Source organism: Marinobacter sp. HL-58, assembly GCF_001314605.1.
In the GTDB taxonomy this organism is placed as follows: Bacteria; Pseudomonadota; Gammaproteobacteria; order Pseudomonadales; family Oleiphilaceae; genus Marinobacter.
The window spans coordinates 1-13,320 of sequence record NZ_LIHP01000019.1 but is presented as its reverse complement, the minus strand read 5'-3'; the positions used below and the strand labels follow the sequence as shown (position 1 = coordinate 13,320).

At 56.5% G+C, this 13,320-nt stretch carries 11 protein-coding genes; 8 read left to right on the top strand and 3 right to left on the bottom strand.

What is annotated here, in order from left to right; all coding sequences use genetic code 11:
* The first annotated feature begins 14 nt into the window (after positions 1-14).
* A complete protein-coding gene (locus HLUCCO03_RS17325; protein WP_027831610.1) occupies positions 15-281 on the top strand; it encodes a late competence development ComFB family protein in 267 nt (88 codons plus the stop codon).
* Here the strand turns inward: HLUCCO03_RS17325 and HLUCCO03_RS17320 are convergent.
* On the bottom strand, positions 266-2,746 hold the full coding sequence (locus HLUCCO03_RS17320) for a DUF349 domain-containing protein (RefSeq protein ID WP_027831611.1): 2,481 nt from the start codon (positions 2,744-2,746) through the stop codon (positions 266-268). The genes HLUCCO03_RS17325 and HLUCCO03_RS17320 overlap by 16 nt on opposite strands.
* A 196-nt stretch (positions 2,747-2,942) precedes the next feature.
* On the opposite strand from HLUCCO03_RS17320, the gene HLUCCO03_RS17315 reads away from it, so the two are divergent.
* Entirely contained in the window at positions 2,943-3,410 is a 468-nt protein-coding gene (locus HLUCCO03_RS17315) for a regulatory protein RecX (protein WP_027831612.1), read from the top strand.
* Here the strand turns inward: HLUCCO03_RS17315 and mltF are convergent.
* Positions 3,405-4,868: a membrane-bound lytic murein transglycosylase MltF gene (gene mltF / locus HLUCCO03_RS17310; protein WP_027831613.1), complete on the bottom strand. Its 1,464-nt coding sequence runs from the start codon at positions 4,866-4,868 to the stop codon at positions 3,405-3,407. The two genes, HLUCCO03_RS17315 and mltF, sit on opposite strands and share 6 nt — an antisense overlap.
* Positions 4,869-5,170: 302 nt before the next feature.
* Here mltF and purL point away from each other — a divergent pair, with 302 nt between their 5' ends.
* On the top strand, positions 5,171-9,076 hold the full coding sequence (purL, locus tag HLUCCO03_RS17305; RefSeq protein ID WP_027831614.1) for a phosphoribosylformylglycinamidine synthase: 3,906 nt from the start codon (positions 5,171-5,173) through the stop codon (positions 9,074-9,076).
* A gap of 466 nt (positions 9,077-9,542) precedes the next feature.
* Positions 9,543-9,854 (top strand): YqfO family protein, encoded by a 312-nt coding sequence (locus HLUCCO03_RS17300; protein ID WP_027831615.1) that lies wholly within the window; start codon positions 9,543-9,545, stop codon positions 9,852-9,854.
* 3 nt (positions 9,855-9,857) lie between these two features.
* Here the strand turns inward: HLUCCO03_RS17300 and HLUCCO03_RS17295 are convergent, their stop codons facing one another.
* A complete protein-coding gene (locus HLUCCO03_RS17295) occupies positions 9,858-10,409 on the bottom strand; it encodes an NUDIX hydrolase (protein WP_027831616.1) in 552 nt (183 codons plus the stop codon).
* A 99-nt stretch (positions 10,410-10,508) separates the two neighbouring features.
* Between HLUCCO03_RS17295 and HLUCCO03_RS17290 the strand changes: the two genes are divergently transcribed.
* From HLUCCO03_RS17290 to purT, 4 genes are read left to right on the top strand one after another with little or no spacing between them, the layout of a single operon-like run.
* Entirely contained in the window at positions 10,509-11,096 is a 588-nt protein-coding gene (locus tag HLUCCO03_RS17290) for a CoA pyrophosphatase (RefSeq protein WP_027831617.1), read from the top strand.
* A gap of 1 nt (position 11,097) precedes the next feature.
* Positions 11,098-11,631 carry a gamma carbonic anhydrase family protein gene (locus tag HLUCCO03_RS17285; RefSeq protein WP_027831618.1) on the top strand — a complete coding sequence of 178 codons (534 nt, stop codon included), beginning with the start codon at positions 11,098-11,100 and terminating at the stop codon, positions 11,629-11,631.
* Positions 11,628-11,813, top strand: a complete 186-nt coding sequence (locus tag HLUCCO03_RS17280) for a DUF1289 domain-containing protein (protein ID WP_081813529.1) — start codon at positions 11,628-11,630, stop codon at positions 11,811-11,813. The genes HLUCCO03_RS17285 and HLUCCO03_RS17280 overlap by 4 nt, the downstream gene beginning before the upstream one ends.
* A 17-nt stretch (positions 11,814-11,830) precedes the next feature.
* A complete protein-coding gene (purT, locus tag HLUCCO03_RS17275) occupies positions 11,831-13,036 on the top strand; it encodes a formate-dependent phosphoribosylglycinamide formyltransferase (protein WP_027831619.1) in 1,206 nt (401 codons plus the stop codon).
* Positions 13,037-13,320 lie beyond the last annotated feature (284 nt).

The following is a 13,320-nucleotide window of genomic DNA, read 5'->3' as shown; positions in this document are numbered from 1 at the left end:
GCAGGAGCAACACGATGTCCCTGAGAGATGCCATTGATAATTTTTACGAGCCGCTGGTTGCTGAAGCCATTGAGGAAAACAGAGAGGAAGGTGACAGCGAGGACTACCTGACCGACGTGATGTGTGTTGCCCTGAACCGGTTACCGGCCAAATACTATCGGCACAGTATCGACATGATGTTCTACCTCGCCGACGGTGAACTGGAAAGCATGAAAGCCCGGGCCCTGGCCGCCGTTCGGGAGGCCAGGGCATTTGTAAAGGCCCATCAGCGGGATGGCTGACCTTCCCGGCCAAGAATTGCCTCCAGTGCCAGGCTGAGCCGCCTGGCCAGAGGCTCGCTCACCACATCCACGGGCTGCACCAGGCACCAGTTTGCAATCAGCATCTCCAGTTTATGCACCTTGTCGCCACTGTTGTCAGCGTTACCCATTCCTTCCGCCAGACGTTGTACCTGTATTTCCATGCGCCGGCCCTGGTCTTCCTCAGGGGAAGGAACTTCCGCCAGGATTTCGGCTCGGATAACCAGCTCTGACGGGTCTGGCTGCCCGACCTGTGCGGCGAGCTCGGGCCAGTGGCCGGGCAGAACATTGCCGTCAAGGGTGCTATTACATCTGGCGCTGATCCACTGCGTCCAGGTTTCTATCTGCTCCCGCAGCTTGCGGTTGGTTATCAGGCCTGAAAGCCGGCTACGCTCGTTGCTTACCTGCTCTTTGGTGCCTGCAGACAGCGGCTCGCTCTTCAGCGCATTGAGTTTTTGCAGCGCATCCTCGATGGTTTCCACGCTGGCATCCGCATTCACTGACTGGCTCTCGGCAAGCACCGGTCCGGCCTTTTCATCCGCTTGCCGGGCCAGTTGCTCCTGCTCGTTTTTCTGGGCGTCCCGACGCGCAAAAATCTGATCGCAAGCCTTGCGAAACGCCTGCCAGAGTTTCCGGTCCTCACGATGACGGGTTATGCCAATGCCGGTCCATTCATTCTGCAGGGCTTTGGCCTGGCTCATGGCCTCGCCCAGGGGCTCATGATCAATCAGGGCTTGCGCACGTTCGACGATTTCCTGCTTGAGCGCTTCATTTTTCTTGCGCTCTTCGTCCAGCGGTTCTTCCAGTTGCTTGAGCAGGTCATCGAACTGTTTCTGTACCCGCCGGTTGTCACGGAATTCAACCGGCCACGCGGCTTTCCATTCTTCCCTGGCGGTCTGATGAATGCGTTCGGCGGCTTTCCAGTCGATGGTGTGCCAGTCTGCGTTTTCCAGGAAGGTGCGCAGCTGTTCGCAAATGGTCTGCCGGGTTTCCAGGTTCGCTTTTTTCAGGCCTGATTTTGCCGAGAAGTAGGCTTTGCAGGGTTCATAGGCCAAATCTGAGGCTTTCTTGAAGCGTGACCACAGGTCACGGTCCGAGGAGCCGCCAAGCTCACGCCATTCGTTTTGTAGTTCCTTGATCCGTTCCGCCTTGGCTTCCGGCTCAATGGGCTGATTGGCCAGGTACTCCATCTGCTCACAAAGGGAAATCTGTTTCGGGCGCGTGGCAAAGCCCTGCCAGTCCGTTAACTCCCGGAGTTGACCGCCCAGCAGGTGAATTCTGGGCTGCAACGACTTGCTGTGGCGATGGTCAAGATGTTTGAGTTGCTGCTGCGCCGCCTTGAACAGCTGGCGGGACTCTTTCAGCTGTTTGGCCTCCAGTGCAGCGTCCAGCTTGTCCAGGGTCTGTCGAAGTGACTCTGCCAGCTGTTGCTGTTCCTCTGTATCCGGTTTTGCCGTCTTGGTCGGGCGAGGCTTGCCTGCCATGCGATAGAGTGCGTCCAGCATGGAGGGACGCTGAAAATCCCTGGGCCAGTCAACCGTTGCGAGTATTTCCTTGGCTTTGCCGGCGGCAGATTCATCCTCGGGCTCACCCTCAACCGGATTCTGCAGGGCGATGACCTCATCCCGGTGCTGCCCCAGGCGTTTGACGGCGGATATGTACGCCCGCAGTGACTGCATCAGGTTCTCGTAGGATTTCTGTTCCTGCCTGTCGACCTGGGTGTCCCGGGTTGCCTCGAGCCAACGGTTTTCCTGGGTTTTCTGCAAGGCATCCAGGGAGGCAAGTGAAGGTTCCTGGTCCGGGTCTTGCTGTTTCAGGCCGTCCAGGGTGTCTTGCAGCAGAGACAGGGTTTCTTCGCGCTGGCTTTTCTGCTCCTGCTGCTGCCTGAGCTGTTCTTTTTCCGCCTGCATGTCACGGAGGCGTTCACGGCACTGGTGGACGGCCTGCAAAAATTCGGTGGTCTGTTCCTGCGAGGCGCTGGCTTCAACGTCGGTCCACTTCTGCAGCAGTGCTTCCAGGCGGGCTTCAAACAGTTTGGTGTCGTCACTGCGAGCCTGTTCGGAGGCGTTGCGCACAAGTGTCTGGATGGTTTCGGCTAGTTTCTGCTGCTTCTCCTCTTCATCACGAATGTGCTGCAGCTTCTGTCTTACCGCCTGATAGACCCCCTTGTCCTTTCCCTTCGCGAGTTTCTGAACCCTTTGGAGTGCTGGTTTTTCTGTCAGCGCCTCGGCAGCCTCAAGGCGGATGCTGGCTGTAACGCCCGCTATGGCGAGTTCTTCAAGCTGTTCGCCGGAAGGATTGGAATTCAGAGCGCTGAGTTGCTGTTCGCGCCTGTCATCCTGTCTGTTCACCTTCTCTGCAGTGTCGTGAGCTGGTTGTTGAACCGCAGCCGGGCTCGCAGTCGTTGCCTTGCGGGTTTTGAACAGTTTCTGGATGAATGCAGCCATGGGGTTATCCTTTGATATTGAAACCAGTTCCCGGTGCCGGCAAAGTAAGCCTGCACCGAACATCGGCCTTGTCCGGAAATCCGGATGCCGGGTACGTCAGCTGTTTTTATCGGTCTGGCCGGGCAGCTGAATCGAGTGGGGTAGCCAGTCGGGGCACTAGTCTAGCGTTTTGTCGGCATTTGCGGGAAGAGTCAGAATGGGAAAACCATCAAATCAGGATGATCAGGACTACAAGGCCCGTTCAGCGGCACTGCGGTTGTTGGCCCGCAGAGAGCACAGCCGCATGGAGCTGTCGCTGAAACTCAGGCAGAGAAAGATTGACACCGATGTAATAGAGCGGGTTCTGGACAATTACGAAGCAGAAGGCTGGCTGAGCGATGAGCGATTTGCCGATGTCTACGCGCGCCAGCGTATGGATCTCGGGTATGGGCCGCTGCGAATTCTGGCGGAGCTTCAGCAACGGGGAGTTCATACCGTCCCCGAATGTATCGGCACTATGACCGACGCCCAGTGGGCAGAGCGGGCGACATTGCTGCGCGAGAAGCGGTTCGGGCTTGGTGATATCAGTGAAGACTGGGACGAAAAGGTACGCCAGGCCCGGTTCCTGGCCCGGCGTGGGTTTGCGTCCGATCAGGTCGAGTCGGCGCTGGAGCAACGATCATAGTGTGGGCGGAACAAAGCCCAGCTCACCGGGAAGACCTGCCCGGGTTTCTTCCTGTGGAAGCGTGTCCATGGGGCGGATGATTCTTTCCATCCCCTCCAGGTCCTGGAACCAGGGCTCCTGGGGTTTCTCAGCAATTTCCGTGGGCTCGGTCATCCAGGCGAGTACGTCGTAGTAGCGACGGATGTTCTGCACGTAGATAACGGGTTCGTGACCACGGGCGTAGCCAAAACGGGTTTTGGAATACCATTCCTTCTGGGTAAGGAGTGGCAGGAATTCCTTGACGTCCATCCAGCGGTCGGGGTCCTTTCCGGCGCCCTCGGTCAGTCGGCGAGCATCTTCCACATGGCCCCAGCCAACATTGTATGAAGCCAGCGCAAACCAGGTGCGGTCAGGCTCGGGTATGCGCTCGGGCACCTGTCGATGAACCATCGTGAAATACTTGGCTCCGCCCTGGATGCTTTCCTCGGCGTCGAGCCGGTTCTTGATCCCGATGTGGCTGGCGGTTGTGCGGGTCAGCATCATGAGGCCGCGCACGCCGGTGGGTGAGACGGCATTGGGCCGCCAGTGGGATTCCTGGTAACCGATGGCAGCCAGCAGTCGCCAGTCAATATCATAGGAAGACGCATAGTCCCGGAACAGAGCTTCGTACTTGGGCAAGCGGTTTTCCACGTGGTGCACAAACGTGCGTGCACCAACATAGTTGAGGCGGTCCAGATGGCCATAGAACCGTTCCGAGATCTGGGCCAATGCGCCTGACTCTCTCAACTTGCTGATAAATTCTTTGGCGGCCCTGGCCAGCGATTCATCCTGCTCTCCGGGGAACAGCCAGACCAGTTCCGCGGGTTCGCCCAGGCTGAACGCGCTTTTGACCATGGGGAAGAACACGTGGTTGAGGTCGAGTTCATTGGAGGAGACGATCGCCAGCGGGTACTCGCCGGACTCCACCCTTGCCAGAATGCCCGCTGCATCCAGCCCCGGATGGACTTCCCACTTGAGGCCTTCGTTCTCTGCCTGCAGTTGTGTCAGCTTGTGTTGATGGTTGCTGTCGGCAACCAGGTGGAGGGTCTGGCCTTCAAGATCCTTGACAGATTCGGGGCGGTCTGTGTCCCGGTTGTAAACCACCACGGACTCTGCTTCAACGCCATTGGATACGGTGTGATATCTGCCGGAAAAGTCCGGACGGGAAGTTAGCCCGGCCAGCCCCAGATGGGCATAATCCTGGTCGATCACCGAGAGCACGCCGGTATTGTCGTCTGCTACGCGAATCCTGAGTTCGACGCCCAGATCGTTGGCAAACATTTGCGCCAGCTCGTAGTCGTAACCGGTGGGCCCGTCCCGGCCCTCGAAGTAAACGGAAGGTGCGTTTCGGGTGATGACGTGCAGCACGCCCTCGGAGCGAATCTCCTGAAGCGTGCTCGGCCTGGAGCATCCGGCAGTGACGAAGGCGAGCGCCAGCAGACAAATGTATTTTGTCAGCGCAAACCCCAGTGACTGGCAATCTGTTTTTTGCAAATTCTGAACTCCCTGTTCCATTCTTAATAATCCCCGGTCAGAGGTGACCGGTCAATGGAAGTGGTCATTTAATGTGCAAAACAATGTCAAATGGAATGGTTCGGGTATGACTTTTTGACGCTGTATCCCGGACCCTGTTTCGAGTATCATTGCGGCCTTTCGAATGGCCAGCATTTTCCTGTTTCCGAACCCTCCGGCAAACAGGAGGCGTGCCCCGGCTCCCAGTTTCGCGCGTACAGGTTTCGATCATGCTTGAACTTCGCGGCGCTCCTGCGCTTTCGCCCTTCCGCTCCCGCAAACTGCATACCCGCATTCAGGACATTGTTCCTGAGGTGGAGCATGTATATGCCGAGTTCATGCACTTCACGGATCTCGAGGCTCCGCTCTCGGAATCCGATCAGGCGGTCCTGGATCGGCTGCTGACCTACGGGCCGAGTGTGCCCGTTGAAGAACCTGACGGAGTGCTGTTCCTGGTGGTTCCACGGCCCGGCACTCTCTCTCCCTGGTCGAGCAAGGCGACCGATATCGCCCGCAATTGTGGATTGAAGCAGATCCGGCGGATTGAGCGCGGCACCGCCTACTATATCAGGGCGAGCCGCAAACTGGGGCTGACCCAGAGGGAAAAGATTGCTGCGTTACTCCATGACCGGATGACCCAGAAAGTGTTTCACGAGATGGGCGGAGCGGAATTGCTGTTCCATACCGACGAGCCCCGCACTCTCAACCGTATCCCGGTGCTGTCCGGTGGGCGGCAGGCTCTGGTGGAGGCTAACCGCTCACTGGGGCTGGCTCTGGCGGAAGACGAGATTGATTACCTGGTAAAAGCCTTTTCCGATCTGGAGCGGGATCCAACAGACGTCGAGCTGATGATGTTTGCCCAGGCCAACTCGGAGCACTGTCGACACAAGATTTTCAATGCGTCCTGGGATATCGATGGCGAGGGCCAGGAAAAATCGCTGTTCGCCATGATCCGCAACACCTATGAAATGAACAGCGAAGGTGTGCTTTCGGCCTACAAGGATAACGCCTCGGTGATTGCCGGCAGCCGTGGTGGCCGTTTCTTCCCGGAGCCGGAAACCGGTGTCTATCGCTACCATGAAGAAGATATCCACATTCTGATGAAGGTGGAAACCCACAATCATCCCACGGCGATCGCACCGGCTGCGGGTGCTGCGACCGGTTCCGGTGGTGAAATCCGTGATGAAGGGGCGACCGGCCGCGGTTCCAAGCCCAAGGCTGGCCTGACCGGGTTTACGGTTTCCAACCTGAATATTCCGGAAGATCCACAGCCCTGGGAGCTGGGATATGGCAAGCCGGACAGGATTGCCTCACCGCTGGACATCATGATTGAAGGCCCCATCGGCGGTGCGGCTTTCAATAATGAGTTCGGGCGTCCGAATCTTACCGGTTATTTCCGAACCTTTGAGGAGCTGGTGCCGGGTGCTGACGGTGAAGAAGTGCGCGGTTACCACAAACCCATCATGATTGCTGGCGGCCTGGGCAATATCCGTGCAAGTCATGTCGAGAAAGGCAATATACCGGTTGGTGCAAAGCTGATTGTCCTCGGGGGGCCGTCCATGCTGATCGGCCTTGGTGGCGGTGCTGCCTCATCCATGGATTCCGGTTCCAGTAACGAGAACCTGGATTTTGCGTCGGTTCAGCGTGACAACCCGGAAATGGAACGTCGCTGCCAGGAAGTGATTGACCGTTGCTGGCAGATGGGTGACGACAACCCCATCTGCTTTATCCATGACGTTGGCGCCGGCGGGCTCTCCAATGCCATGCCGGAGCTGGTGAAGGATGGTGGCCGGGGCGGGCGCTTCGAGCTTCGGGATATTCCCAGCGATGAGCCCGGCATGTCGCCACTGGAGATCTGGTGCAACGAATCCCAGGAGCGCTATGTGATGGCGGTTGCGCCGGAGAACCTGGAGAAATTTGACGCTCTCTGTCGCCGTGAGCGTTGCCCCTACGCGGTCATTGGTGAGGCTACAGAAGAACACCATCTCGAACTCGGTGACTCCTACTTCGATGATCGTCCGGTTGATCTCCCGATGGACGTTCTCTTTGGCAAGCCGCCCCGCATGCACCGGAGTGTTTCACGTTCTTCATTTACCAAGCCTATTTTCGATTCCACCAAAATCAATCTCGGGGATGCGGTCAACCGTGTGCTTCGTCTGCCTTCCGTGGGCTCCAAGAGCTTTCTGATCACCATTGGTGACCGTACCATTACCGGCCTCGTGGCCCGGGATCAGATGGCCGGTCCCTGGCAGGTGCCGGTCTGCGATGTCGCGGTGACTTCCTCATCATTTGATGTGAAGTCAGGCGAAGCCATGGCGATGGGAGAGCGTACCCCGGTTGCGGTCATTGACGCGCCGGCTTCCGGGCGAATGGCTGTTGGTGAAGTGATCACCAACCTTGCCGCAGCGCCCATTGCCAGGCTGTCAGACATTCGTCTGTCTGCGAACTGGATGGCAGCAGCCGGCCATCCCGGCGAAGACGAAAACCTGTATGAAACGGTTCGCGCCGTCGGTATGGAGCTGTGTCCGGCGCTGGGTATCACCATACCGGTAGGCAAGGACTCCATGTCCATGAAAACCGTATGGGAAGAAGACAGCGGTGAGCAGAAGAGTGTGACCTCCCCCCTGTCATTGATCATCAGCGGATTTGCTCCGGTGACTGATGTTGACCGGACCCTGACGCCGCAGCTGGCCACCGATGCCGGCGACACGGACCTGATTCTGATTGACCTGGCGGCCGGCCAGAATCGCCTGGGCGGCTCTGCGTTGGCGCAGGTGTACCGGCATGTTGGTGCTGTGGCACCTGATCTGGATGACCCGGAAGACATCAAGGCATTCTTTGCGGTGATTCAGGGCCTGAACAAAGATGGCAAACTGCTGGCCTATCATGATCGCTCCGACGGCGGACTGTTTGTGACCCTGGCCGAGATGAGCTTTGCGGCACGTTCGGGGATTGATATCAAGCTGGATGGGTTGGCCGAGGACTCATCGCAGTTCCCCCGCGAGCTTTTCAATGAGGAGCTGGGCGCGGTTATTCAGGTCAGGCGTGAAGAAACAGGTTTTGTGCTGCAGCAGTTCTCAGCCGCAGGCCTGGGTGACCATACCTCCGTTATCGGTACCCTGAACCAGGACGACTGTATTCGCTACACCTTCGAGGGCAAGGAGGTTATTGCCCGGCCAAGGGCAGACCTCCAGCGCCTGTGGGCGGAAACCAGTTACCGGGTGCAGTCGCTTCGTGATAACGCGGATTGCGCACAGGAAGAATTTGATAATCTCCTGGAGCCAGACGACCCCGGCCTGCATGCCGAACTGACCTTCGATGTGAGTGAAGATATTTCCGCGCCTTATATCAACAAGGGGGCACGGCCAAGGATTGCGGTACTGAGAGAGCAGGGCGTGAATGGACAGGTCGAAATGGCGGCTGCTTTTGACCGCGCTGGCTTTGAGTCTGTCGATGTTCATATGAGTGACCTGTTGTCCGGCCGGGTTTCACTGGAAGGCTTCAACAGCCTGGTGGCCTGTGGTGGTTTCTCCTATGGTGACGTGCTGGGCGCCGGCGAGGGCTGGGCCAAGTCCATCCTCTTCAGTGACCGGGTTCGTGACCAGTTTGCGGCATTCTTCAATCGCCAGGATACCCTGGCGTTGGGTGTCTGCAATGGCTGCCAGATGTTGTCCAATCTTCACGAGCTGATTCCCGGCAGCGAGGGCTGGCCGCGCTTCGTCCGCAATCAGTCGGAACAGTTCGAGGCCAGGCTGGTGATGGCAGAGGTCATGTCGTCGCCTTCTGCTTTCATGGATGGCATGGCGGGTTCCAGAATGCCGATTGCGGTCGCGCACGGTGAGGGAAGGGTGGAGTTTTCCGCCGGTACCTCGGCGGACCAGCTTGGGGATAACGAACTTGTTGCCCTGCGCTACGTGGATAACCGTGGCCAGGTTACAACACGCTATCCCTACAACCCCAATGGGTCCGAAGGGGGCATTACCGGTGTCACCACCAGGGATGGACGGGTCACGATCATGATGCCTCATCCGGAACGGGTCTTCCGCACTTCTCAACACTCATGGCACCCGAAAGAATGGGGCGAAGATGCGCCCTGGATGCGTATGTTCCGCAACGCCAGACGTTGGTTCGGTTAGGCCCGGATCCGAGTGGACAAAGCCGGCCCGGACGCACCTGCATAAGGTGTCGGATCCTGGGCCGGCTTTTTTGTTTCCGCGCCTTGAATTGTCAACGGATTTCAAGAGAAATTTCTGTTTATAAGTGCGAAAATTCCCTTGACTAAAATAGTTTATGCACATTCCGGGTGCATGGCTGTGCGTTCAGTGAACAAAGCATTGGTTTCAGGTTCATTTTTTGTGCAGGCAGCGTAAGCAACTGATAAATAAGCAATTAATTAAGTAGGTGAATTTGTCGCCAATTTAACGAAAGTGCAGTAATTACGGGGGGTGAGGGCATGTTCCCAAAAACTTTCCCCAGAGTTATCCACAGATTCTGTGGGTAAGTAGCTAACTGCTTAATCTGTACAAAAAATATGCGCATGAGTGTCGCCGATAACAGGATTGTTGGTCCTGCGTCGCAACGTTAAAAGGGAGATGACGGGTTATGTACAAGATGTGTTATTTCGTCCCAGAGAGTCACCTTGAAACCACCAAGGCGGCATTGTTTGAATCTGGTGCCGGCCGCATCGGTGATTACGATTGTTGTGCATGGCAGTGCAAGGGGCAGGGTCAGTTTCGCCCGCTGGAAGGTAGCAAGCCTTTTCTCGGGCAAACCGGTGAAGTGGAGCAGGTTGAAGAATACCGTGTTGAGCTGGTTTGCCGGGATGAGCTGATAAAGTCCGCGGTTCAGGCCCTCAAGGAGTCGCATCCTTATGAAGAGCCCGCCTACGAAGTGTTCCGGATGGAAGAGTTGTAGCCTTTACTGTCCCTGGGGTTTCATGCGATAGCGTATATCGTCCACATGCACCGGGAAGTGCTCCTTTTTTACGTCTTCCAGGTACAGTTCCAGGGTGCGACGTACCGTCGGGAATGACAATTCTTCCCAGGGGATTTCCTCCAGATCGAACAGCTTCGTCTCCAGGGATTCTTCACCGGCCCCGAAGTTTTCACTGGTCAGGGTCGCCCGGTAGAACATGTGAACCTGGTCGATATGGGGGACGTGGATGATGGTGTAGAGGTTGTCCACCGTGACCTCGGCCAGGGCTTCTTCCAGGGTTTCACGGGTGGCGGCCTCAAGGGTGGTCTCCGAATTTTCCATAAAGCCCGCGGGCAATGTCCAGTAGCCATAGCGGGGTTCGATGGCCCTGCGGCACAGCAGTACCTTTCCCTGCCAGATCGGAACCGTTCCCGCCACAATGCGGGGATTCTGGTAATGTATGGTCTCACAGCTGATGCAGACATAACGGTGACGATTGTCGCCCTCGGGGACGCGTTGTTCGACAGGATGGCCGCATGTACTGCAGTATTTCATTCGTTTCACCGTATACTGGGCAAATGTGTGGTAGCAATTGTAACTATCCGTGCTGCCGGCGTCTCATTCAATAGCCAGATGTAAAAACGGAGCCGTGTTTTGCGCGATCTTCTTACCAAACGCCTCTCAGGTTATGTTCCCCGATTACTGACGCTCGATTACCCCGAAGCCGGCGTACTGGTTCCTGTGACCGATAACCTCGACAATCCTGAGATTATCTTCACCCTGAGGTCTGAAAACCTGAGTACTCACCGGGGGCAGGTATCCTTTCCGGGAGGCAGACGCGATCCCGAAGACAAGTCTATTGCTGCTACCGCCTTGAGGGAGACCCACGAAGAAATCGGGTTGCCGCCGGAACAGGTTCAGTTGATCGCGCCATTAAGTCAGGTGATGTCTTTGCATCAGATTCTGGTAACTCCTTACGTAGGCGTGGTGCCGGGCGATCACCCGTTGACCGCAAATCCGGCGGAAATAGAAAGTATATTCAGGGTGCCTGTTGAGTTTTTCCTGGAAGATAAGCGCCACCGCACAGACCCGTTGAACTTTCTCAACAATACCTTTTATGTGCCCTGTTACCGTTGGGACAGGTATCAGATCTGGGGCTTGTCCGCTGTGGTCCTGGTTGATTTTCTGAATGCCGTCTACGATGCCGGCATTGATCTACTCGAACCCCCTCAAGGAGGCTGACATGTTTTATGAGCTGGGTGATCGAAAACCCGAGCTGGAAGGTGATGGTCATTTTGTTGCTGACAACGCAAGTGTTATCGGCAGCGTCAAGCTGATGGACAAAGCCAGTGTGTGGTTCAACGTGGTTATCCGTGGCGATAATGAGCTGATCACCGTTGGTCCGGAAAGCAATGTTCAGGACGGATCGGTTCTGCACACGGATCCGGGCCTGCCACTGACCATTGGCAAAGGCGTGACGGTGGGGCACAAGGTGATGCTGCACGGCTGCCAGATTGGAGACTATTCCCTGATTGGAATCAACGCGGTGGTGTTGAACGGGGCGAAAATTGGCAAGCACTGCCTGATTGGTGCCAACACCCTGATACCGGAGGGCATGGAAGTTCCGGACGGCTCCATGGTGGTCGGTTCTCCGGGTAAGATAAAACGCGAACTGAACGACAGCCAGAAGAAAATGCTGGAGCTGAGCGCGGCGCATTATGTGAAAAATGCCGGAAACTACCTCGACTGCCTGAAGCCCTGTGAGCCAGATCAATGAGCCGGAAAGACAGAGTAGCTTCGCCATGCGTCAGCATTTGCGCGCTGGATGAGAATGATATTTGCGTTGGTTGCCAGCGTACTGGTGATGAAATCATGCAGTGGCCGCGGCTTACTGATGAAGAGCGACGTGCGGTACTGGAAAAAGTGGCCGAACGCGAACAGAAAGTGATGATCAATTAACGAAAGGGCCAGGAAACATGTCCGACACCGTTGCATCTGAATCGGTAAAGATTGGAACCCCGCTCAAGGATAACGCCTACCGGGTTCTTTTTTGTGGTTCCGGCGAACTGGGAAAGGAAGTGGTTATCGAGCTTCAGCGGTTCGGGGTGGAGGTTATTGCCGTTGACCGCTATGCCAATGCGCCGGCCATGCAAGTGGCCCATCGCAGTCACGTGGTGGATATGCTGGATGGAGAGGCCCTTCGGCGGGTGATTGAACAAGAGCGGCCCCACCTGATCGTTCCCGAGATTGAGGCCATAGCCACGCCCGAACTGGTAAAGCTCGAAAGTGAAGGTTACCGGGTTATCCCGACAGCAAGAGCCGTGAACCTTACGATGAACCGTGAAGGTATTCGCCGCCTGGCCGCAGAGGAGCTGGGGCTTCCTACCTCGCCTTACCGGTTTGCCGAATCCAGGGAAGATTATCTCGCCGCGGTGGAGGAAATCGGGCTTCCGCTGGTGGTCAAGCCGGTCATGAGTTCCTCGGGCAAGGGGCAGAGTACTGTCAGAACCGTCAGTGATATAGATGCTGCCTGGGACTATGCCCAGACTGGAGGCCGTGCCGGCAAGGGGCGTGTCATCGTCGAGGGGTTTGTGGATTTCGATTACGAGATAACGTTGCTGACGGTAAAGCACCGCAATGGCATAACCTTCTGCGATCCGATCGGGCACCGACAAGAAGATGGTGATTACCGTGAATCCTGGCAGCCACAACCGATGAACGATAAAGCCCTTGAACGATCTCGTGAGATTGCAGAAGCCGTTGTGTCGGACCTTGGTGGTTATGGTGTTTATGGGGTAGAGCTGTTTGTCCGGGGCGATCAGGTATGGTTTTCCGAAGTCTCACCCCGTCCCCATGATACGGGGCTGGTTACATTAGTGTCCCAGGATCTGTCGGAGTTTGCCCTGCATGCCCGTGCCATACTTGGACTACCGATACCGGCGATACGTCAGCAAGGGCCGTCGGCGTCCGCCGTGATCCTTCCCGAGGGGGATTCCGATGCGGTCTGTTATACAGGGGTTGAAAATGCCCTGGCGGAACCTGATACCTTTATAAGGCTCTTTGGTAAACCCGAGCTCAGGGGGCGTCGCAGAATGGGCGTTGCTTTGGCATTGGCTGATTCCATAGCCCAGGCAAGAGAGAAGGCCGTCCGTTCAGCGGCGGCGGTGAAAGCCCAGTTCTGACGTTAAATTGCCGGTTTGAGAAAAAAGTTATAACGAATCGTTGACACCTCAAGTGAGCTCTGTAGAATACGCATCTCTTTCGAGGGACACGCCCCTGAGGCGGGTCAGAAATTGAAAGGCAACCGTTTGAATTAATTGAAGATTTCGAGTTTTTAATTTCTTCACAAAGCGGTTGACAAGGCGGTGATTCGATGTAGAATACGCGGCCTTGATCGGGATAGTTCGAAGCCCGAACGCTCTTTAAAAAGTTGACCAAGTAATTCGTGTGGGCGCTGGCCGAGGTA